The organism is Pseudomonas sp. LBUM1671 (assembly GCF_059695685.1).
The window spans coordinates 4,642,075-4,663,125 of sequence record NZ_CP166782.1; the positions used below are offsets into that span (position 1 = coordinate 4,642,075).

At 59.0% G+C, this 21,051-nt stretch carries 21 protein-coding genes; 7 read left to right on the plus strand and 14 right to left on the minus strand.

Annotated elements, in window-relative coordinates; translation table 11 throughout:
• Positions 1-67: 67 nt before the first annotated feature.
• The 6 genes from ACA060_RS21450 to ACA060_RS21475 form a co-directional block, all read right to left on the minus strand.
• Positions 68-904, minus strand: coding sequence for an IS3 family transposase (locus ACA060_RS21450; protein WP_497313044.1), 837 nt, complete (start codon positions 902-904; stop codon positions 68-70).
• On the minus strand, positions 901-1,206 hold the full coding sequence (locus ACA060_RS21455; RefSeq protein ID WP_497313046.1) for a transposase: 306 nt from the start codon (positions 1,204-1,206) through the stop codon (positions 901-903). The genes ACA060_RS21450 and ACA060_RS21455 overlap by 4 nt, the downstream gene beginning before the upstream one ends.
• Positions 1,207-1,315: 109 nt before the next feature.
• Positions 1,316-1,672, minus strand: coding sequence for a DUF6124 family protein (locus tag ACA060_RS21460; protein ID WP_497313048.1), 357 nt, complete (start codon positions 1,670-1,672; stop codon positions 1,316-1,318).
• Between the two features lie 524 nt (positions 1,673-2,196).
• On the minus strand, positions 2,197-3,543 hold the full coding sequence (locus ACA060_RS21465) for an ATP-binding protein (protein ID WP_109633967.1): 1,347 nt from the start codon (positions 3,541-3,543) through the stop codon (positions 2,197-2,199).
• Positions 3,540-4,217 (minus strand): response regulator transcription factor, encoded by a 678-nt coding sequence (locus tag ACA060_RS21470; protein ID WP_109633969.1) that lies wholly within the window; start codon positions 4,215-4,217, stop codon positions 3,540-3,542. Before ACA060_RS21470 ends, ACA060_RS21465 begins: the two co-directional genes overlap by 4 nt.
• A 190-nt stretch (positions 4,218-4,407) precedes the next feature.
• Positions 4,408-5,010: a hypothetical protein gene (locus ACA060_RS21475; protein ID WP_497313051.1), complete on the minus strand. Its 603-nt coding sequence runs from the start codon at positions 5,008-5,010 to the stop codon at positions 4,408-4,410.
• A 148-nt stretch (positions 5,011-5,158) separates the two neighbouring features.
• On the opposite strand from ACA060_RS21475, the gene ACA060_RS21480 reads away from it, so the two are divergent.
• Positions 5,159-5,959, plus strand: coding sequence for a dienelactone hydrolase family protein (locus tag ACA060_RS21480; RefSeq protein ID WP_497313053.1), 801 nt, complete (start codon positions 5,159-5,161; stop codon positions 5,957-5,959).
• A gap of 203 nt (positions 5,960-6,162) precedes the next feature.
• Positions 6,163-6,888, plus strand: a complete 726-nt coding sequence (locus ACA060_RS21485; RefSeq protein ID WP_218277766.1) for a 4'-phosphopantetheinyl transferase family protein — start codon at positions 6,163-6,165, stop codon at positions 6,886-6,888.
• Between the two features lie 126 nt (positions 6,889-7,014).
• Here the strand turns inward: ACA060_RS21485 and ACA060_RS21490 are convergent, their stop codons facing one another.
• Both ACA060_RS21490 and ACA060_RS21495 read right to left on the minus strand, forming a co-directional pair.
• Entirely contained in the window at positions 7,015-8,625 is a 1,611-nt protein-coding gene (locus ACA060_RS21490) for an ATP-binding protein (RefSeq protein ID WP_497313055.1), read from the minus strand.
• Complete coding sequence (locus ACA060_RS21495; protein ID WP_109633978.1) at positions 8,622-9,335, minus strand: response regulator; 714 nt, start codon at positions 9,333-9,335, stop codon at positions 8,622-8,624. The genes ACA060_RS21490 and ACA060_RS21495 overlap by 4 nt, the downstream gene beginning before the upstream one ends.
• 732 nt (positions 9,336-10,067) lie before the next feature.
• Between ACA060_RS21495 and ACA060_RS21500 the strand changes: the two genes are divergently transcribed.
• Positions 10,068-12,962 carry a ribonucleoside-diphosphate reductase subunit alpha gene (locus tag ACA060_RS21500; RefSeq protein ID WP_109633979.1) on the plus strand — a complete coding sequence of 965 codons (2,895 nt, stop codon included), beginning with the start codon at positions 10,068-10,070 and terminating at the stop codon, positions 12,960-12,962.
• A gap of 280 nt (positions 12,963-13,242) precedes the next feature.
• Here ACA060_RS21500 and flgE read toward each other — a convergent pair whose 3' ends face one another.
• From flgE to ACA060_RS21530, 6 genes are all read right to left on the minus strand, one after another.
• A complete protein-coding gene (gene flgE, locus ACA060_RS21505; RefSeq protein WP_497313058.1) occupies positions 13,243-14,556 on the minus strand; it encodes a flagellar hook protein FlgE in 1,314 nt (437 codons plus the stop codon).
• 31 nt (positions 14,557-14,587) lie between these two features.
• The gene (gene flgD, locus ACA060_RS21510) at positions 14,588-15,313 is read right to left on the minus strand and encodes a flagellar hook assembly protein FlgD (protein ID WP_497313060.1); all 726 of its coding nucleotides are present in this window, start codon (positions 15,311-15,313) and stop codon (positions 14,588-14,590) included.
• A gap of 15 nt (positions 15,314-15,328) precedes the next feature.
• Positions 15,329-15,772 (minus strand): flagellar basal body rod protein FlgC, encoded by a 444-nt coding sequence (flgC, locus tag ACA060_RS21515; protein WP_010457154.1) that lies wholly within the window; start codon positions 15,770-15,772, stop codon positions 15,329-15,331.
• Between the two features lie 3 nt (positions 15,773-15,775).
• Positions 15,776-16,183 (minus strand): flagellar basal body rod protein FlgB, encoded by a 408-nt coding sequence (flgB, locus tag ACA060_RS21520; protein ID WP_109633987.1) that lies wholly within the window; start codon positions 16,181-16,183, stop codon positions 15,776-15,778.
• Positions 16,184-16,547: 364 nt separating this feature from the next.
• Positions 16,548-17,375: a protein-glutamate O-methyltransferase CheR gene (gene cheR, locus ACA060_RS21525; protein ID WP_010457158.1), complete on the minus strand. Its 828-nt coding sequence runs from the start codon at positions 17,373-17,375 to the stop codon at positions 16,548-16,550.
• 46 nt (positions 17,376-17,421) lie between these two features.
• Positions 17,422-18,354 (minus strand): chemotaxis protein CheV, encoded by a 933-nt coding sequence (locus ACA060_RS21530; RefSeq protein WP_403106493.1) that lies wholly within the window; start codon positions 18,352-18,354, stop codon positions 17,422-17,424.
• Between the two features lie 82 nt (positions 18,355-18,436).
• On the opposite strand from ACA060_RS21530, the gene flgA reads away from it, so the two are divergent.
• The 4 genes from flgA to ACA060_RS21550 all read left to right on the plus strand — a co-directional run bounded on the left by flgA (position 18,437) and on the right by ACA060_RS21550 (position 21,041).
• Positions 18,437-19,198, plus strand: coding sequence for a flagellar basal body P-ring formation chaperone FlgA (gene flgA / locus ACA060_RS21535; RefSeq protein ID WP_497313062.1), 762 nt, complete (start codon positions 18,437-18,439; stop codon positions 19,196-19,198).
• A gap of 164 nt (positions 19,199-19,362) precedes the next feature.
• A complete protein-coding gene (gene flgM, locus ACA060_RS21540; RefSeq protein WP_109633993.1) occupies positions 19,363-19,689 on the plus strand; it encodes a flagellar biosynthesis anti-sigma factor FlgM in 327 nt (108 codons plus the stop codon).
• A 48-nt stretch (positions 19,690-19,737) separates the two neighbouring features.
• Positions 19,738-20,205, plus strand: a complete 468-nt coding sequence (locus ACA060_RS21545; RefSeq protein ID WP_497313064.1) for a flagella synthesis protein FlgN — start codon at positions 19,738-19,740, stop codon at positions 20,203-20,205.
• Positions 20,206-20,297: 92 nt separating this feature from the next.
• Positions 20,298-21,041 (plus strand): flagellar brake protein, encoded by a 744-nt coding sequence (locus ACA060_RS21550; protein ID WP_497313066.1) that lies wholly within the window; start codon positions 20,298-20,300, stop codon positions 21,039-21,041.
• Positions 21,042-21,051 lie beyond the last annotated feature (10 nt).

Consider the following 21,051-nt stretch of genomic DNA (forward strand, 5'->3'; position numbering starts at 1 on the left):
GTCACCGAAGCCCCCTGTGGGAGCGGGCTTGAACTGGTCAAGTAAATCCGGACACCGTTTACGGTGCTTATGCCGCTTTTTGCTCCATAGCTATGGGCGACAGGTAGTTGTTGTAGCTGTGTAGCCGGGTGCGGTTGTAGTACATGAAGAAGCGGACCATGTCGGTTTGTGCTTCCTCGCTCGTGCCATAGCCGCCGCGAGGCACCCATTCTGACTTCAGGGTGCCGAAAAACCGCTCTGTTGGCGCATTGTCCCAGCACTGACCACGATGGCTCATGCTTTGCAAAATGCCATGGCGCATCAGCTCCTCTTGAAACTTGCGACTGGTGTACTGACAACCTTGATCCGAATGAAACATCAATCCAGGTGAGCACGTTCGAAGCTCTGTGGCCATGCGCAGCGCCTTGCTGACCAGGTTGGCATCATTGATCAGGGAAAACGCCCAACCGATCACTCGGCGCGCAAACAGGTCGATCACGACGGCCAGATGAACCCAGCGCTTACCCACCATCAAGCTTGTAACGTCGCCACACCAGACTTGATTGACCGCCGCCGGCTTGAAATTGCGCTTAAGCAGATTGGGCGCGACAAATGCTTCCACTCCTTTGGACCTGAACGGGTGAGGCTGGCGTTGCTTACTGACAATGTTGGCCTCTCTCATCAGCGCCTGAACAAGGCTTCTGCCGACCGCTATGTTTTGGGCCTTCAGATTTTTGCTAATCGTTCTGGACCCCATGGCTTCGCGGCTTTCGCTGTGCAACTCAACCACTTTCCCTTTGAGCTCTTCGCGCCTGATCCTTGGTCTGGCACGCCGCTGCATCCATTCATAAAAGCTGCTGCGCTTCACATCGAAAACGCGACACAGGGTGGCGGTCGGAAATGACTCTCTTAGCTCCGCGATCATCGAAAACGATCGGGGTCCGACATCAAGAGAGCGGTAGCCTTTTTTAAGATATCGGCTTCCATTTCCATGCGCTTGATCTTAGCTTTCAAGTCCTGAATCTGGCGCTGATCCTCGGTAATGGCCTTGGTGCCTTGAATCGGCTCCCCCTTGTGTTCCTTGCGAACCTGATCTACCCAGCGCCGTAACGCGGTGGCACTGATGTCCAGCGAGGCGCAGACTTCCTGTACCGAACAATGATCATCAATCACCATGCTGGCCGCACGGTGTTTGAACTCGCGGGAAAAGACTCTTCTTTCTTTCATGGAACCTCCAAATTGGCGAAATCATATCGCCCTTAAGAGGTGTCCGGAATTATTAGGCCAGTTCAGCTTGCTCGCGAAGAACGAGGACGCGGTCTACCTGACCAAACGACTAAGGCGGATCAAGCCGATCCAGCATCCGATTCACCGCCAACTCCCCAAGCATCACCACCTGCTGAATCCCCAGCACGGTGTTGCGATGCGGCCCTTCCATCAACCCCGCGAAATTACTCAGCATCACGCTCGCCGACGCCATGGATTCACAGGCGTTAACCAGCAGGGTTTCGTCATCGGTATCAGGGGCCACGAGATAAATGGTGCTGGGTTTGCGCGGGGTGTCTTGGGGAATGGCTGGTTTGAGGTAGTAATCGAGGGCGCGGTCGGCGGCTTCGTTGAGTTTTTTGGGGTCGGTGGAATCGTACGGCGAAACGTCGTCGGTTTCGGGTGGGTTGGGCGTAATTTTGAACATGTGAAGCTCCGTGGTTGGTTGAGCCGCCACGACCTATCGCTAAACAAGTAAAGGTGGCGGCTGTACGCAGGTTAGCGATCCGGGACACAGAAACCCCGGGTAGACCCGAAGGTCTCCCACGCACAGCCACCATTACGCGAATTGCAGGCACTGAAAACTGCAATCACAACTTGGGCGCTTTTGCGTCTGTGTAGAGGATCGGATCGCTAAACCCGATCGCTGATTCGTCAGCGACCCGGAAACAATAAAACCCACGCCCCAGACGCACAAGCCGGCGGATTCTGGCGTAGTCGTAGGCAGCGGCGCAAGGATGTGTAGCCTGAGTGAGTGTCTGGAGATGTCTTTTAAACAGCGCTGTTTATTGACCTTGCCTGCACGCTTTGTAGTGAATGGGCCGACCTCATCGCGGGCAAGCCCGCTCCCACAGGTTTCGAGTCTGAACACAAAATTTGTGGACGACATATCCCCCTGTGGGAGCGGGCTTGCCCGCGATGAAGCCCGCAAGAACACCATCAAATACCGGATCAAACCACCGGAAAATGAATCCGGAACGCCGCCCCGCCCATCGGCGAATCCCCGAGCGTCAGCTTCGCGCTGTAGCTCTCGATAATGTCCTTCACCACCGCCAACCCGATCCCCTGCCCCGGATGCTGGCGATCCAGCCGCTCGCCCCTTTGCAGAATCCGCGCGCGCTGATCCGGCGGAACGCCCGGCCCGTCATCTTCAACGCACAGCTCAACGCCGCTCAGGGTTTCGCGCACGCTGATGCGCACTTCGCTCAGGCACAGCCGATAGGCGTTTTCCAGCAGGTTGCCCATCATTTCCAACAGCGCGCCTTGCTCGATCGGCACGTAGCACTGATCCGGCAAATCGAAAGCGACGCGCACGCGTTTGTCGCGGTAGACCTTGTCCAGCGTGTCGCACAGGCTTTGCAGCACCGGTTGCAGGCGCACTTGGTGGCGCACCAAGCCGCTTTTGCGCAGGCTGGCGCGTTGCAGTTGATAGCCGATCTGCTGGCTCATGCGTTCGATCTGGGTTTGCAGCACCCAGGCCTGATCGCGGTCTTCCGGGCGTTGGGCCATGTCTTCGCTGACACCTTGCAGCACGGTCAGCGGGGTTTTCAGGCTGTGGGCGAGGTCGTCGAGGGAATCGCGGTAGCGGCTGCGCTGTTCGCGTTCGCTGTGCAGCAAGCGGTTGAGGGAGCCGGTCAGGCGCAGCAGCTCGCGCGGGTGTTGTTCGCTGAGGCTTTCGCGGGCACCGCTTTCGATTTCATCGAGTTCCTGACTGAGCCGCCGCAAGGCTTGCAGACCCCAGGTCAGGCCAATCCACAGCAACGCCAGCAGCACCAGCAACGCGGCGCCGAAACCGAGGTAGAGGTTTTCGCGCAGGCCTTCGAGGGTGACTTCGTATTCGTGCACCGGTTGCAGGGCGACGATGCTGAACGCCGCGCTTTTGCCGCCGAGCAGTTTGACTTCGACGTCGTAGACGAAGAATTCCTGACCGTCGGCCTCGCTAATGCGCGCGAACTCATTGCCGCGTCCGTCGTAACGCGGTTTGTAGTTGATCTTCTCTTCGCCGGTGGCCTTCGAGCGCCAGACCAAATGACCTTCGCGGTCATAGATGTAGCCGAGCAAGCGGCTGTCAGTCAGGTTGAAGCGCTCATCGGGCAACTGCGCCGGCATCTGCAGGGCGTTGTTTTCGATCCGCGCTGCGGAAATCAACGTGTTTACGTCCGACGCCAGGCGTTGCTCGATGGAATCCTGCAACGCCAGGCTGAACGCGCCCTGCATCGCTGGCAGCAACGCCAGCATAAACAACACCGCCAGGGTGGCGGCGGCAAGCATCAAGCGGACACGAAGGGAGCGAATCAACTGCAGCGCTCATTGAACAGGTAGCCGAGGCCACGCACGGTGTCGATCGGTTTGAAACCTGCCGGGCCTTCGAGTTTGCGGCGCAGACGGCCGACCAGCACTTCGATGACGTTCGGATCGCGCTCGTCGTCGTCCGGGTAGAGCTGCTCCATCAAGCGGTCCTTGGCCACCACTTGCTGGTGATGGCGCATCAGGTACTCGAGGATTCGGTACTCGTAGGCGGTCAGCGCCAGCGGTTGTTCATCGAGGGACGCCTGTTTGCGATTGAGGTCCAGCAGCAGCGGCCCGGCGACGATGGTCGACTGGGTGAAGCCGCTGGAGCGGCGCAGCAAGGCATTAAGGCGTGCGTCGAGTTCTTCGAACTGGAACGGCTTGACCACGTAATCGTCGGCGCCGGCGGCAAGGCCTTCGACCTTGTCCTGCCAGTTTCCGCGCGCGGTGAGGATCAGGATCGGGAAGGTCTTGCCGCGCGAGCGCAGTTGGCGGATCAGGTCGAGCCCGCTCATGCCCGGCAGGCCGAGGTCGATCACCGCCAGGTCGTGGTTGAACTGCTCGGTCTGGTACAGCGCCTCTTCGGCGTTGGCCACGGACTCGACCACGTGGCCGCTGTCCGTCAGGCGGGTTTGCAGGTGATGGCGCAACAGCGCTTCATCTTCGACGACCAGCAGTTTCATAACGCTCTCCTAGGCAAATCGTTTTCTCCAGCAGCACAGCTTTCAGTCATAGCGCAGAACCTGTGGGAGCGGGCTTGCCCGCGATAGCGATCTGGCTGACACATTAATAGTGAATGTGCCGCCGCTATCGCGGGCAAGCCCGCTCCCACAGGGATTGCGCTTAACTATCTGGCATTCGCGCATCCCTTTATCAGAAAGCGTAGTTGGCCGACAGGTAGGTCTGGGCGCTGCTGGTCAGGTCCAGCGAACCCTGTTTGCTGCCGCCGCGCTCGCTCATTTCGGTGCTGGCGTTGCTGCGCAGGTAACGGTAACCCATCTCGACCGAGGTGTTTTGCGACACTTGCTGCAATACGCCGACCTGGCCGCCAATGGCGTAACCGATGTTGCTGTCGCGGCTGAAACCCGGGGACTCCTGGGTCATTTTGGTCAGACCGGCCGTGGCACCACCGAACAATTTGGTGCTGCCGCCCACCGGGTAGAACAGATCGTAACTGCCCAACAGGTTTTCCTGACGCAGTTTAATGCCATTGTGCGAGCCCGACACGTTATCGTAAGTGGCATAGTAACGAGCCTGGCTGTTTTGCTGGCCCAGACGCACACCCCAAGTGGTGTCCTTGCCGATCACGCCGTCGGCGTTCGGGTGGTTGAGGTTGTCGTTCAGGGCGTGGGACTTTTTGACCTTGTCGCTGGTCTGTCCAAGAGTAAGGCTGGCGAAATTATCGTTGGAGGCGAAAGCTGCGGTGCTCGCGCCCATGACGGTGAAAGCCAGAAGCAGTTTTTTGAAGTGAGTCATTGGGGAATTTCCTCATGCGCTATTTGCTTTTTGGGTACGGGGCAAGGTTACTCACCCCGCCCTGAACTCCCCCTGAACGCACTCTGAACCTGAGCTGAACCAACTCCACCCGACTGTTTTAATGACTTTTATGCAGGAGCATCCGACCATGCGCGTTTTCCTCGCCCTCGTCTTACTGGCCTTGAGCGGGCTCGGCCAAGCCGCGATCAAGACTCAGGAAATCCCCTATCAGAGCCCCGACGGCACCCAGCTGATCGGCTATTACGCTTACGACGATGCTATTAAAGGTCAACGTCCGGGCGTGGTCGTGGTGCACGAATGGTGGGGCCTCAACGATTACACCAAGCGCCGCGCCCGCGATCTGGCCGGCCTGGGTTACAGCGCCCTGGCCATCGACATGTATGGCGATGGCAAGAACACCGAGCATCCCAAGGACGCCATGGCCTTCATGCAAGCGGCGTTGAAGGACAGTGCCGCGTCCAGCGCCCGCTTCCAGGCCGGGCTCGATTTGCTGAAGAAACAGCCACAGACCAATCCGGATAAAGTCGCCGCCATCGGTTACTGCTTCGGTGGTGCCGTGGTGCTGAATGCGGCCCGTCAGGGTGTGCCGTTGGCGGGCGTGGTGAGTTTCCACGGGGCGCTGGCGACAAAAACGCCTGCAACACCGGGCAGTGTGAAGGCGAAGATTCTGGTGGAGCACGGGGCACTGGACAGCATGGTGACGGCGGATAACGTCGCGGCGTTCAAGGCCGAGATGGACAAGGCCGGGGCTGACTATCAGTTCGTCAACCTGGAGGGTGCCAAGCATGGGTTCAGTAATCCGGATGCGGATCGGTTGGGCCATGGCGATCATGGCGGGCCGGATATCGGGTACAGCAAGGCGGCGGATGAAAAGTCCTGGGCGGATATGCAGGCGTTCTTCAAGAAGATTTTTTGGCTGAAAAGGTAGCCCCTATGGCTAGGGGCTTTTGTGGTGAGGGGATTTATCCCCGTTGGGTGGCAAAGCCGCCCCAAAACCTGCAACCGCATTTCAGCAGGGGCACCGCGATTGCCGGGTTTACGACTGCTGCGCAGCCGAGCGGGAGCAAGCTCCCTCGCCACAAACGCGGTTGCCACTACCCAGCCTGAGAGCAACCCGGCAAAATGCCCGCCATGAATCCCGTCCCCGCCCTACCCATCTGCTGCACCCCGCTCGATGCCCATTGGCCGCTGCCGTTTGTGCTGCCCGATACGGTGCTGTTGAGCACGCACTTCGACACCTCGCAACTGGCCAGCGATGATTTCCAGCGCAGCGCCATCGAGCCGCCGGCGAGCATCCAGCGTTCGGTGGCCAAGCGTCAGGCTGAGTTTCTGGCCGGTCGGGTTTGCGCCCGGGCGGCGTTGCAGCAGTTGGAAGGGTTGAGTTTCAGCCCGGCCATCGGTGAAGACCGCGCGCCGGTGTGGCCCGCGCACATCACTGGCTCGATCACCCACAGCACCGGCCGGGCTGCGGCGATTGTGGCCAATAAGACCCACTGGCGCGGGTTGGGGATGGACCTGGAAAACCTGCTCAACCCCGAACGGGCCGAGCGCCTGGCCGGGGAAATCCTCACCCCGGCGGAGTTGCAACGCATGGCCGCAGGCCCCCGTGATCAGTTGGCGATGTGGGTGACGTTGACGTTTTCGGTGAAGGAGAGTTTGTTCAAGGCGCTGTATCCGATTGTTCGGCAGCGGTTTTATTTTGAGCATGCTGAAGTGCTGGAATGGACCGAGACGGGTGAAGTGCGGCTGCGATTGCTGACCGACCTGTCCAGTGAGTGGCGCAATGGCACTGAGCTGGATGCGCAGTTTGCGGTAGTGGATGGGCAGTTGTTGAGTCTGGTCAGTATCAAGGCCTGAGGATTTGCGGTGTATTGAAGGGCCTCATCGCGAGCAGGCTCGCTCCCACACTGGATCTATGTCACACCGAAAATCCCTGTGGGAGCGAGCCTGCTCGCGATGAGGCCAGCCCAGACAACCGAGATCTCACCGCCTCTCCTGATTCCGCGGCCAACTCAGGCTGAAACACGCCCCGCCCAGACTCTTGCTCTTGCTGATCAACGCTCGCCCGTCATGCCAGTGGATAATCCGCCGCACGATCGACAACCCCAGCCCATGCCCACCCGACGCGCGGGTACGGCTGTCATCCAGACGCAGGAACGGCGTGAAGATTTTCTCCCACGCCGACTCCGGCACGCCCGGTCCGTCATCTTCGATGTCCACCCGGCAACGCTGCTGCCCCACCTGATAACTGACGGTCACCCGCGACGAGGCATGGCGCATGGCGTTGCTCACCAGGTTCTGGATAGCCCGGTGTAAATAGCGCGGTTCGGCCTCGACCCAGGCGTCGTCGCAATCGGCAGCCGACAAACACAAACCGCGCTGCACGGTGACGTCAGCGCGTAACGGCGCCAGTTCTTCGATCACCTGATTGACCAACGCATCCAGATCGATCCGCTGGAAATTCAGCGCCGGAGAACCCTGCTCCAGCCGCGCATAGGTCAGCATCTCGTCGACGAGCTTGTCGAGGTCCTCGATGTCGTGATCCATGCCTTCGCGGTATTTCTCCAGCGCCTGTGGCGTGGTGGCCGAGCCGATCATCTCCAGGCCAAAACGCAGGCGTGCCACCGGGGTGCGCAATTCGTGAGACACAGCGCGCACCAGTTCACGCTGGATCGCCAGCAACTGTTGCAAGTGCTCGGCCATGCCATTGAACGCTGAAGCCAGCCGTCCCACCGAGTCCGCGCCGCGCGCCGGCACGCGAGTTTCCAGGCTGCCCTTGGCGATGCGCGTGGCGGCGGCTTCGAGGCCACGCAAGCGGCGCTCAAGTTGTCGCACCAATAGATAGACGATCAAACCGATCAGGCTCAAACCGAGGGCCGCGATCAGCACCAGCCATTCCGGTGGATACGGATTCATCTGATACAGCGGGCCGATTTCCAAAACCCACGGCGTGCCGACCATGCCGGCAAACACGCGGATCGAGTCGCCGCCCTTGCCCAGCGCCATCACCGTGTCGCCTTCAGAGATTCGGCGGCTCTGGTCTTCGTCCATGTCCGCCTGGTCGACGGTAACCAGCCGCAAGTCGAAACCGAAGCCCTTGTCTTGTTTCAGTTGCGCCAGGCGCTTGGGCTGCTCGGCCACCGGCACGCGCACCAATTCGTCGGCCAGCAGGTAGATAGTCGCTCGCGCCAGTTGCTCGCTGATCTGTTGAACCTCTCCGGTGAGCACCAACTGTTCCCTGTCGCTGACCAGTCGATACACCTTCGCCGCATGCGGGCCGGTCTGTTCCACCAGCGCCTGACCGCGCAGCACGCGGGTGCGCTGCGTCAGGTCGAGGTCGGTCTGGGCAAAGGTCTTCAGCGCCAAGGGAATCCCGAGCAAACGTTCCCACACCAGCAAGGCTCGGTGGCGCTCGGTTTCGTTCATCGGATTGAGGTTGTCGGCCATCAGCGAAAAGGTGCCGTGGGCCAGGCGCTCGCGATATTGTTCGCTGCGCACCTGATTGAGCAGGTGCAAAGCCAGTACGCCGAGCACCGCGACCAGAATCAGCGCCGCGCACATGCCGCCGTAGATGCGCAGGAAGATCGAGTTCACAGGGTGCAGGCTTCCGGAACGAACAGATAACCCTTGCTGCGGATGGTTTTGATCAGTCGCGGATGCTCCGGATCGTCACCGATTTTCGGGCGGATGCGCGAGATGCGCACGTCGATGGAGCGGTCCTGGCCGTCATAGCCGATGCCGCGCAGCGCGGTGAAAATCTCTTCCCGGGACAGGATGCGCCCGGCGTTGGCCACCAGCAGCCACAGCAGGTCAAATTCGGCGCTGGTCAGTTCGATGCCGTTGTCATTCAGCCAGGCCTCGCGCAAAGCGTTGTCCACCACCAGCGGGCCGAACTGCAGGCGTCGTTGTTTTTCCGGGGCCACTTCAGGGGCTTCGCTGCGGCGCAACAGGGCCTGGATGCGCGCCAGCAGCAGGCGTGGACGCACCGGTTTGCACACGTAATCGTCGGCGCCCAGGTCGAGGCCGAGGATCTGGTCGGTGTCGTCGGTGCGGGCGGTGAGCATCAGGATCGGGCCGTCATATTTGTCGCGGACCTTGCGGCAGATGCTCAGGCCGTCTTCGCCGGGCAGCATCAGGTCGAGGATCACCAGGTCCGGCTTTTCATTAATGATGCGGGCTGCGGCCAGGGCGCCGTTGCCCTCGATCGATACGCGCAGGCCATTGGCTTCCAGGTAATCGCGGGTCAGTTCGGCCAGACGCTGGTCGTCCTCCACAATCAATACCTGCCAGGCTTCTTGCTCCACGGTGACCTCTGCTTGCCAACAACACTTATAAGGAAGGATCCACCCGTCTTTTTGTAATGATTGGGGAGGATAAGAATGCATACACACAGGCCGATTGTATAAACGCCGAACGCCGAGAACACAAGCCGGCAAATGCGTTCGGACAACCCGGTTTTTTGTGATAGGGTTCGCGCCCTTAAAAATCCGAATGACTGTTTTCGATCGCTGAAAATCAGTGGAAAACAGTCCGCTCCAGCTAGGTCGCGGCCTACACGCCCGTTCCACCTTTCACACACAATTTACGCACAGGTTTATCCACAGGTAGTACGTTGCAACACCCTCCAAAACGCATTATCTTGTAGCACGGCGCCAAAAAAACCCTACATGTAGGGTTTTGACTTAAAAAGCCCAACCACATTTCAGACCAGAAACTCAAGCGCTTTATTGCTGTTTCCGGTTGAACCAAGCGTGATTTTGAAAGCCCAAACCGCACCTGCGGATGGCACCGTTTTTTTAGGCCGGAACAGCCGGAACGGTACGGGTGTTGCAGTCATTACTGTCACCCTGAATGGAATCCGGTTTCGAGCCCTGGCTCGCGACCAAAGACTTCGGCAAGGAAGCGGCATCATTAGCCTTTTCCTACTGTCCCGAAGTTGTTATGCCCGACGCCCGTCGGTTGTAGTGCTTCAGGACAGAACGGTGGGCACCATGAAGGTGCTCAAACAAACATAGAGAATGTGGAGACACTCCCCCATGCAAACCGACACAACTCGCGAGAACCCGCAGGGCACCTTGCCGCAGGCCGCTGATTCGACTTCGGATCTGTCCGCCACCGCGCCTGGCCAACTGCGCGTGATCAAGCGTAACGGCACTGTCGTTCCTTACACCGATGACAAGATCACCGTCGCGATCACCAAAGCGTTTCTCGCAGTTGAGGGCGGCACCGCTGCCGCCTCGTCGCGAATCCATGACACCGTTGCCCGCCTGACCGAACAAGTCACCGCGACCTTCAAGCGTCGCATGCCGTCGGGCGGCACCATCCACATCGAAGAAATCCAGGACCAGGTCGAACTGGCCCTGATGCGTGCCGGCGAGCAGAAAGTAGCCCGCGACTACGTGATCTACCGTGACGGTCGTTCGAAAGAACGCGCTGCCCACGCACCAGCTGAAGAAGCCGTCAACGCTCACCCGTCGATCCGCATTACCCGCGCCGATGGCACCTTTGCTCCTCTGGACATGGGCCGCCTGAACACCATCGTCACCGAAGCGTGCGAAGGCCTGGAAGAAGTCGACGGCGACCTGATCCAGCGCGAAACCCTGAAAAACCTGTACGACGGCGTGGCCCTGACCGACGTCAACACCGCCCTGGTGATGACCGCCCGTACCCTGGTCGAGCGTGAGCCGAACTACTCGTTCGTCACCGCCCGCCTGCTGATGGACACCCTGCGTGCCGAAGGCCTGAGCTTCCTGGAAGTTGCCGAAAGCGCGACCCACCACGAAATGGTCGACCTGTACGCCAAGGCGCTTCCGGCCTATATCGCGAAAGGTATCGAATTCGAATTGCTGAACCCGATCCTGGCCACCTTTGACCTGGAAAAACTCGGCAAGGCGATCAACCACGAGCGCGATCAGCAGTTCACGTACCTGGGCCTGCAAACCCTGTACGACCGTTACTTCATCCACAAGGACGGTATCCGCTTCGAACTGCCGCAGATCTTCTTCATGCGCGTGGCCATGGGCCTGGCGATCGAAGAGAAGCAGAAAGAAGACCGCGCGATCGAGTTCTACAACCTGCTGTCGTCCTTCGACTACATGTCGTCGACTCCGACCCTGTTCAACGCCGGCACCCTGCGTCCACAGTTGTCGAGCTGCTACCTGACCACCGTGCCGGATGACCTGTCGGGCATCTACCACGCGATCCACGACAACGCCATGTTGTCGAAATTCGCCGGCGGCCTGGGCAACGACTGGACCCCGGTTCGTGCCTTGGGTTCGTACATCAAGGGCACCAACGGCAAATCCCAGGGCGTTGTTCCGTTCCTGAAAGTAGTGAACGACACCGCCGTTGCCGTTAACCAGGGTGGCAAGCGCAAAGGCGCTGTCTGTGCCTACCTGGAAACCTGGCACATGGACATCGAAGAGTTCATCGAACTCCGTAAGAACACCGGTGATGACCGTCGTCGTACCCACGACATGAACACCGCCAACTGGATCCCTGACCTGTTCATGAAGCGCGTCTTCGATGACGGCAAGTGGACCCTGTTCTCGCCGTCCGAAGTACCGGACCTGCACGACCTGACCGGCAAGGCCTTCGAAGAGCGTTACGAGTACTACGAAGCCCTGACCGAGTACCCAGGCAAGGTCAAACTGTTCAAGACCATCCAGGCCAAAGACCTGTGGCGCAAAATGCTGTCCATGCTGTTTGAAACCGGCCACCCATGGCTGACCTTCAAAGACCCGTGCAACCTGCGCAGCCCGCAGCAGCACGTGGGCGTGGTCCACAGCTCGAACCTGTGCACCGAGATCACCTTGAACACCAACAAGGACGAGATCGCCGTTTGCAACCTGGGCTCGATCAACCTGCCGAACCACATCGTCAACGGCAAGCTGGACACCGCCAAGCTGGAACGCACCGTGAACACCGCCGTTCGCATGCTCGATAACGTGATCGACATCAACTACTACTCGGTGCCACAAGCGAAGAACTCCAACTTCAAGCACCGTCCGGTTGGTCTGGGCATCATGGGCTTCCAGGACGCTTTGTACCTGCAGCACATTCCTTACGGTTCCGACGCGGCCGTCGAGTTCGCCGACAAGTCGATGGAAGCGGTCAGCTACTACGCGATCCAGGCTTCCTGCGACCTGGCCGACGAGCGCGGCGCCTACGAGACGTTCCAGGGTTCGCTGTGGTCCAAAGGCATCCTGCCGCTGGACTCGCAACAGATCCTGATCGAGCAACGTGGCCAGAAGTACATCGATGTTGACCTGAACGAATCCCTGGACTGGGCACCGGTTCGTGCCCGTGTGCAGAAAGGCATTCGTAACTCCAACATCATGGCCATCGCACCGACCGCGACCATCGCCAACATCACTGGCGTCTCGCAGTCGATCGAACCGACCTACCAGAACCTCTACGTGAAATCGAACCTGTCGGGCGAATTCACCGTGATCAACCCGTACCTGGTTCGCGACCTGAAGGCTCGCGGTCTGTGGGACTCGGTCATGATCAACGACCTGAAGTACTACGACGGTTCGGTGCAACAGATCGAGCGCATCCCGCAAGAACTCAAAGAGCTCTACGCGACTGCCTTCGAAGTGGACACCAAGTGGATCGTTGATGCGGCAAGCCGTCGTCAGAAGTGGATCGACCAGGCTCAGTCGCTGAACCTGTACATCGCTGGCGCTTCGGGCAAGAAGCTGGACGTGACCTACCGCATGGCCTGGTACCGTGGTCTGAAAACCACTTACTACCTCCGCGCCCTGGCCGCGACCAGCACCGAGAAGTCGACCATCAACACCGGCAAGCTGAACGCTGTTTCCAGCGGCGGCAACCACGGTGAAGATTCGGTCCTGGCAGCGCCTGCCGGCCCTGCTCCAGTGCCGAAGGCTTGCGCCATCGACGAGCCGGATTGCGAAGCTTGCCAATAAGCTGAGCCGGTGAGCGCCGCAAGGCGCTGACCTGGAGACCCCCGATCAGTCCTCTGGATTGCCGGGGGTTTTCTTTTGCCTGCCTTTTAAGATCAAGAGATCGCAGCCTCGTTTCACTCGACAGCTCCTACAGGGGGCGTGTACACCGGGGCATTCCGCGTTTGCCCGATCCATGTAGGAGCTGTCGAGTGAAACGAGGCTGCGATCTTTTGATCCTGATTCCACCAGGACAAAAAAAAACCCCTCTCACGAGGGGCTTCTTATGCAGCGCTATCCAGCATCAGGTCATCTGAATGATGGTCTGCATGATGGTGCTCTGAGTAGAGATGGTCTTGGCGTTTGCCTGGTAGTTGCTCTGCGCCTTGATCAAATCAACCAGCTCGTTGGTCAGGTTGACGTTGGACTCTTCCAGGGAGTTGGACACTACCGCACCCAGCGTACCGGTTTTCGGTGCATCGACACCGGCCACGCCCGAGGCGAAGGTTTCTTTCCAGCGCGTACCACCGATTGGCTGCAAGCCTTGCTCGTTGGCGAAGCTGGCGACCGCTACCTGGCCGATAGCCTTGGTTTGCTGGTTGCTGAAGTTGGCGGTCATTATGCCGCTTTCGTCGATGGTCAGGCTGGAGATCTGGCCAGTGGCGTAGCCGTCCTGATACTGCTGGGTACGAGCAGTCGCCGAGTTGAAAGAGGTGGTTTTGGTCATGTCGAATTTCACCCCCCCAGTGGCCGGAACCGAACCATTAGGACCCCAGACTTTTGGCGTCACGCTGCCGTTGGTTACCACGCCTGGCACCCAACCGGTCAGATTGAAGGTTTTGCCGGTCACGGCAAAACCCGCACTGCCGGTCATGGTGTTGACGGTACCGTCAGAGTTGAAGGTCACGGTGGCAGTCACTGGCACCGGTGGTTCGGTGGCCGGATTGGAAGGCGAACGACCGTCCACGTAGGTGTACACGGTCCACGCGTTAGTACCGGTTTTTACGTAATACTGATCCAGAGTGTGCTGGTTACCCTGGCTGTCGTAGATCGGCGTGGAGATTGGCTTGTTATAGCTCAATGGCTCGGCCGGGTTGAACGGCGTAACGGTCGGAAGGGTTTCCGAAGAGTTAAGGTTCATGGTCTGGTCGACACGAGTGGTCGCCTTTGGCGACAGGCTCGAGGTGTCGATCTTCAGGTCGGTCAGCACGCCGTTGATGATCTTGCCGTTGTCATCAACGCCATAGCCTTGCAGACGGTTGCCGTTGTTGTCGACGACGTAGTTTTCAGCGTCAGTCTTGAACGCACCGGCACGGGTGTAGCTCAGGGAGCCGTTGTCGCTGAGGATGAAGAAGCCGTTGCCCTGGATGCCCATGTCCAACACGTTGCCAGTGTTGTTCACGTCACCCTGGCCGAACTGCTGGGCAACGTTGGCCAGACGCACGCCGTTGCCGACGGTCTTGCTGCCGGTACCCAGGCGGGTGGCCGAATACACGTCTTCGAATTCTGCACGGGACGATTTGAAACCGGTGGTCGCGACGTTGGCGATGTTGTTGCCGGTCACGTCCAGTTGTTTGTTGGCTGCATAGAGACCGCTAAGGCCGATATTGAAAGACATATTCCACTCCTTTGTGCCGTGTTAGTCGGCTCTATATACCAATGGTCTGTACTTTGGACAGGGCAATACTGCCCAGGCCTGCCAGGTTCAGCATCAACTCACCGCCGGTCTGGCTGATGGTCACGCTGTTGACGGTTGCCGGCAGGTAAGTCACCAGCGAGGTCGCCTTGCTGTCGTAAGTCGCGGTGGCGGCAAATTTGTAAGTGCCGGCCTTGGCCACTTCGCCCGCATCGTTCTTGCCGTCCCAGATGAAGCTGGCGTTGCCGGCTTTCTGGCTGCCCAAATCGAGGGTGCGGACCACTTTGCCATCGGCGTCGGTGATCTTGATCGTGACCGGATCCACCGATGCCGGTACCACCGCCGTGCCGTTGAAGCTCTTGGAGGTATCGACGACGGCTGTGTCGGTCTGCGCAACCACCGAACGGCCCACCAGCGAGGACGCTTGCAGCGCTTGCGAGGAGTTGTAGTTGCCGGCAATGCCGCTGACCGTATCGTTCAGCGTGGTGATGCCTTCCAGGCTACTGAACTGTGCCAGTTGCGCTACAAAGTCACCGTTGTCCTGAGGCTCGAGCGGGTTCTGGTTCTTCAGCTGGGTGACCAGCAATTGCAGGAACGCATCCTTGCCCAACGCCTGCTTGCCGGTGGCGCTGTTCGTCGCCGAGGCCAGACCGTCGCTGCTGGTGTTATTGGTCTTGACCGAAGAATTGGCCAGGACGTCCTTGATGCTCACGCCGCTGGTGGTATCGGTAACACTCATCTGAGTCGCCCCTTATCACTGACCGAGGGTCAGGACCTTCTGCATCATGGTTTTGGCGGTGTTCATCATTTCGGCGTTGGTCTGGAACGAACGACTGGCGGAAATCATGTCGGCCATTTCTTCGACGACGTTGACGTTCGGGTAGTAGACGTAGCCCTTGGCATCGGCGGCTGGATGGTTCGGCTCGTAACGCGCGTCAAGGTTGCTCTGATCTTCGACCACGCCCAGCACTTGCACGCCTTGACCGGCGGCGTCCTGGTTCTGGAACAGCGAATCGCTGCCGCCGCTCTGGCCACCCTGGAACATGGTGGCGAACACCGGGTGACGAGCGCGATAGGTCTGGTCGATGCTCGATGAGACGGTTTCGGCGTTGGCGATGTTCGAAGCCACGGTGTTCAAGCGAGTGGTCTGGGCGCTCATGCCGCTACCGGCAATGTTGAAAACACTGGATAGAGACATGAATTACTCTCCGCGCAGGGCTGACACCAGCCCTTTGAATTTGCTGTTGAGCAGGGTGAAGCTGGCCTGGAAGCCCACGGCGTTTTCCGCGTAGTTCGACTGTTCCAGTTGGGCGTCCACGGTGTTCTGGTCGATCGACGGCTGCATCGGCGTGCGATACATCAGCGACTCGTCGCCATTGCCAAGGCCTTCGGCCTCGATATGGCGGTTGTTGGTCATGTTCAAGGCAAACGTGCCGCCCTTGGATTTCTCGTTCTGTGCGGCGAGCACTTTGGAGAATTCCAGGTCCCGAGCCTTGTAGTTCGGGGTGTCGGCGTTGGCGATGTTGTTGGCCAGGACTTCGGCACGCTGGGCGCGGAAGCCCAGGGCTTGTTCGTGGATACCGAGCGCTTTATCGAAGCTGATGCTCATGTCGGGAAACCTTCGGGTGACCTGATTTTTCGTAACAGAGACATAGCAAGCCGCGTGCCAATTCAAAAAAGCCCGGAAACCGGGGCTTTGCGGGCAGTGGCAAGGCGGCAATGCCAGAAAAGCGGCAACCGATTTCCGCCGCCTGCCGCTTTTCTGCCGCTTTGCGCAATCAGAAGAACACCCTATGACCTGTGGGAGCGGGCTTGCCCGCGATGGAGGTGTCACAGGTTGCGTTGATGTCGACTGATACGACGCTATCGCGGGCAAGCCCGCTCCCACAGGGGTATGTGGTGTTGGTGAGATATTGGCAGGCAAAAAAAACGGGAGCCGCTGAGGGCTCCCGTTTTTTGATGCTGCCAACCAATCACTTCGCCTGGTAAATGATCCCCGGGCTGCACTGGACCATCTGGTAATGATCCGGCAAACCGTTCAGCGCTTCGGAGGCGCCGAGGAACAGATAGCCGCCCGGCTTGAGCGTGCTGTGAATACGCAACAGGATGTCTTTCTTCACCTCGGCGGAGAAGTAGATCAGCACGTTGCGGCAGAACACGATGTCGAACTTGCCCAGAGCCGCGTAGCTGTCCAGCAGGTTGAACGAGCGAAACTCCACGCGACTCTTGATCGGCGCCTTGATGGCCCAGCGTCCCGGCCCTTTCGGGTCGAAGTAACGCTGAAGACGCTCGGGCGACAGACCACGACCGATGGCCAGACTGTCGTACTCGCCGGTCTTGCAGTTGGTGAGCATGGTGCCGGACAGATCGGTCGCGACAATTTGCGCGCCCATCTTCAACTGGCCCATGTTGACCCGCTCGAACTCGTCGATCGACATCGACAGCGAATACGGTTCCTGACCCGACGAGCACGCCGCCGACCAGATCCGCAGACGCTGGCCGGGGGCCGCCTTGATCGCTTCGGGCAGCACCTTGTTCTTCAAGACTTCAAACGGATAGGTGTCACGAAACCACAGGGTTTCGTTGGTGGTCATGGCATCCACCACCATCTCGCGCAAACCGCTGCGCGGCTGGGTCTGGATGCGCTGGACCAGCTCACCCAGGGACTTGATGCCTTGCTGCTCCATCAGTTTGTTGAGACGGCTCGAGACCAGGTACTGCTTGTTTTCACCGAGCAAAATGCCACAGGCTTTTTCCAGGAATACCCGGAACTGTTCGAAATCCAAATTACCCGTAGACAAAGATGCCGCCTCTTAAATCGTGTTAACCACCAGGGGCAGAAGGCCCCTAGCTGATATCTGCTGCTTTGATCCGGTCAACTACCCGGGATGCCAGGTCATCAGGACGGAATTTGGCAAGGAAGTCATCTGCGCCGACTTTCTTGACCATCGCCTGATTGAACACACCTGACAACGAAGTATGCAGGATGATATGAAGCTTTTGCATGCGCGGGTCGTTTCGGATCTCGGCCGTCAGGGTGTACCCGTCCATTTCCGGCATCTCGATGTCGGAAATCATCATCAGGAACTCTTCTTCCGGCTTCTTGCCCTCATCGACCAGCTTGCGCAAGTAATCCAGCGCTTGCCTGCCGTCGTTCAACGCCACCACTTCGACGCCGACCGTCTGCAGGCAACGGGTCACCTGCTTGCGCGCCACCGACGAGTCATCGACCGTCAATACCCGCAATGACAACGCCTTGTGCTGGGTTTCGACATCCACTACGCCGACCGAAATCGCTTCCGGTGTCGGCGCCACTTCCGCCAGCACTTTCTCGACGTCGATGATTTCGACTAACTGATTGTCGACCCGAGTCACAGCCGTCAGGTAATGATCGCGTCCCGTGCCCTTGGGTGGCGGGTGAATCTCCTCCCAGTTCATGTTGACGATGCGCTCCACCGATCGCACCAGGAAACCCTGGGTCTTGGTGTTGTACTCCGTGATGATCACGAACGGGTTGCTTTGATCTTTAAGCGCACCGGAGCCGGTCGCCATCGCCAGATCAAGAATCGGAATGGTCGCCCCCCGGATATTTGCCACACCGCACACGACAGGACTGGACTTGGGCATCAGGGTCAGCTTGGGGCATTGCAGCACCTCACGTACCTTGAACACGTTGATCCCATACAGCTGCTGGCCGTCAAGACGGAACAACAACAGCTCAAGGCGATTCTGCCCAACCAGTTGCGTGCGCTGGTTTACCGCATCCATTACACCAGCCATGCACAGACTCCTACACCAACGCTTAAGTGTGTTGCGACGCACATTTATTGCTAAACGGCACGGCGCTTGCTTTTTAACTCTTATGAACACAGAACCGACATTTTTCCGACGCCTGACATCAACTTCCCGCAAATGGCTTTGCGCGATGTCGGCCGTTTGCCTGTTCAACGCTGGCAGCCCTGCCCTTGCTGACGCGGTTACCTTGCCTGACATGCTTATCGGCGTCACTCAGGGCTTTCTTGAATTCACCGTAGAGGACTATTTGGCCACCAGTCAAACGGAAGGCCGCTACGAAATCGAGGTCAGCCAGCTCGATCCGCGACTGCGCATGCCCATGTGCGACAAGGAATTGACAGCGACCCTGGAGAGCCCGGCGACCCCGATCGGACGGGTCACGGTCAAGGTCCGCTGCGACAGCACATCCCCCTGGACCGTCTTCGTGCCCGCTCAAGTCCGCCTGTTTCGGGACGTTGTCACGACCACGCGGCCGCTCAAACGCGCGGGGGTCATCGAGCCTGGCGATGTCATGTTGCGCGAGCGGGACATCAGCCAGATCAACCAGGGTTACTTCACGTCCATGGACCAGGCTGTCGGGCAGAAACTTACCCGACCAACGGTCGCCAATCAGGTGCTGACGCTGGTTCATCTCGAACAGGCCGAGGTCATCAGCAAGGGCGATCAAGTGGTGATCACCGCCCGCAGTGGTACGCTCAGTGTGCGTATGCCGGGCGAAGCCTTGTCCAACGGCGGCTTGCGTGAACAGATTCGAGTGAAAAACCTTAACTCCCAGCGGGTCATCAAGGCGCAAGTCATGGCGCCTGGCCAGGTGGAAGTGGCCATGTAGAACGATCTGTGGGTGAAAGATGGCGCGCCGCCCGGCTGTTCCCTAAACTGTGCCGCAGGCAGGACAAGCGCTGGCGCATGCACGCTCATTGATAAATGGGCCTAAAGTTTTCGCAGGGAGAGCCGAAAACATGGCAAGCGTCCAAATACCCAGAGGTTTTTATCATGGTCATCGATTTCAGCCGTTTGAACAGTTCCTCATCACTTACCGGTAGTACGCGTACCAGCACCGCGAAGGAAACTGCCGAAACCGGCAAATCCGCGCCGCTGAATACCCCGGCCGAACAGGCCAGTACCGCCAAAAGCGGGGAATCGGTACACCTCAGCAATGAGGCTCAACAGTTGCAGAAGGTCACTGACAAGCTGCGCGATCAGCCTGCCGTCGACAATGCCCGCGTGGCCGAGTTGAAAGCAGCGATTGCCGATGGCAGCTATAAAGTCGACAGCAACCGTGTAGCCAGCAAACTGCTCAACTTCGAAGCCCAGCGCTAGGCCACGGCCTGCGCCAGGCTTTTGGACGCTTAAACCCCAAGGCCAGCCATGCACGACACTAATTTACTGCAACTGATCACCGACGACTTTGCTCCAGCGCAATACTTGCTGGAGTTACTGCAAACCGAATCCATCGCTTTGCACGGTCGCGACATGCCGCTGCTCGAAGACATTCTGGCGCAGAAACAGGCAATGATCATTCTGCTTGAACAGCATGGCCGCAAGCGCAGCGAAATCCTTGCCAGCCTGAACCTGCCGATCAATCGTAGTGGCCTGGAGCAACTCGCCAGCCAGTCGAGTATCGGCGATCAGTTGCTGGAACAGAGCGACAAACTGACCGATCTCCTGGCTCAATGCCAGGCGGCCAACATCAATAATGGCCAGTCGATCCTGGTCCAGCAGGCCGCCACGGCCAATCAGCTGAAAATCCTCACCGGCGGCGAACCGCCAGCGCTTTACGATGCCCGCGGATCAACCTCCATGCTAGCGAAGCCGCGCCCGCTTAGTCAGGCTTGAGCCTGTTAATGAGCACGCTCTATCAAGACGCGTCACATGCTGGCAGTATGCTGGCAAGTCGCAGTCAAATTTTGTCTGGAGAATGATGAACCGTGTTCAATGCCTTAAACGCGGACGATGCTCCGCAGCCACCCAAGGTGCTATCCACGCCGATGGAGATCGCCGGTAACCTGCGGCAGCTGCAAGAGAGCCATGACCCGCTGATCATCACGTTCCACGAACGCAGCCAGCGCTTCCAGAGCTATCTGGTGGACGTCGACCGTGACGGCAACCGAATTGCCCTGGACGAGATGGTGCCTCGCGACGGCGAACGTTTTCTGCTGGCTGGCGAACCCTTCCGTGTTGAAGGCTTCCACGACGGCGTGCGCATCGCGTGGGAAAGCAACGGTCCGCTGACCATCGATGAGTCCGGTGGTCGCTGCTACCGCGGCACCCTCCCCGATGAAGTGGTCTACCACCAGCGCCGCAATGCCTTCCGGGCTGCGTTGAAGCTGGCGCAACTGGTCGATGTCGAACTGGGCGGTGAAAAGCTCAAGTTCCCGATCAGAGGCAAGCTGCTCGACATTTCCGCCACTGGCTGCAAGCTGCGCTTTGAAGGTGACATCACCGCCAGGCTGCAACTGGGTCAGGTCTACGACCGCTTTATCGCCGACCTGCCCTTCGGCAGCATGACCGCGCCGGTGGAACTGCGTTACCTGCACTTCGAAGAAAGAATCTCCACCACCTTCGCCGGCATCCGCTTCCACAACATGAGCGGTCAGGTGCAGCGCCAGGTCGAACGGTTCGTCTATCAGCTTCAGCGTGAAGCGCGCCGTTTCGACAAAGACGACATGTAATACGGCGCTT

Coding starts and splice junctions, on each gene's coding strand:
- ACA060_RS21450 (WP_497313044.1), bottom strand. CDS start 904: ATGATCGCGGAGCTAAGAGAGTCATTTCCGACCGCCACCCTGTGTCGC.
- ACA060_RS21455 (WP_497313046.1), bottom strand. CDS start 1,206: ATGAAAGAAAGAAGAGTCTTTTCCCGCGAGTTCAAACACCGTGCGGCC.
- ACA060_RS21460 (WP_497313048.1), bottom strand. CDS start 1,672: ATGTTCAAAATTACGCCCAACCCACCCGAAACCGACGACGTTTCGCCG.
- ACA060_RS21470 (WP_109633969.1), bottom strand. CDS start 4,217: ATGAAACTGCTGGTCGTCGAAGATGAAGCGCTGTTGCGCCATCACCTG.
- ACA060_RS21475 (WP_497313051.1), bottom strand. CDS start 5,010: ATGACTCACTTCAAAAAACTGCTTCTGGCTTTCACCGTCATGGGCGCG.
- ACA060_RS21480 (WP_497313053.1), top strand. CDS start 5,159: ATGCGCGTTTTCCTCGCCCTCGTCTTACTGGCCTTGAGCGGGCTCGGC.
- ACA060_RS21485 (WP_218277766.1), top strand. CDS start 6,163: ATGAATCCCGTCCCCGCCCTACCCATCTGCTGCACCCCGCTCGATGCC.
- ACA060_RS21500 (WP_109633979.1), top strand. CDS start 10,068: ATGCAAACCGACACAACTCGCGAGAACCCGCAGGGCACCTTGCCGCAG.
- flgE (WP_497313058.1), bottom strand. CDS start 14,556: ATGTCTTTCAATATCGGCCTTAGCGGTCTCTATGCAGCCAACAAACAA.
- flgD (WP_497313060.1), bottom strand. CDS start 15,313: ATGAGTGTTACCGATACCACCAGCGGCGTGAGCATCAAGGACGTCCTG.
- flgC (WP_010457154.1), bottom strand. CDS start 15,772: ATGTCTCTATCCAGTGTTTTCAACATTGCCGGTAGCGGCATGAGCGCC.
- flgB (WP_109633987.1), bottom strand. CDS start 16,183: ATGAGCATCAGCTTCGATAAAGCGCTCGGTATCCACGAACAAGCCCTG.
- ACA060_RS21530 (WP_403106493.1), bottom strand. CDS start 18,354: ATGGCTGGTGTAATGGATGCGGTAAACCAGCGCACGCAACTGGTTGGG.
- flgA (WP_497313062.1), top strand. CDS start 18,437: ATGAACACAGAACCGACATTTTTCCGACGCCTGACATCAACTTCCCGC.
- flgM (WP_109633993.1), top strand. CDS start 19,363: ATGGTCATCGATTTCAGCCGTTTGAACAGTTCCTCATCACTTACCGGT.
- ACA060_RS21545 (WP_497313064.1), top strand. CDS start 19,738: ATGCACGACACTAATTTACTGCAACTGATCACCGACGACTTTGCTCCA.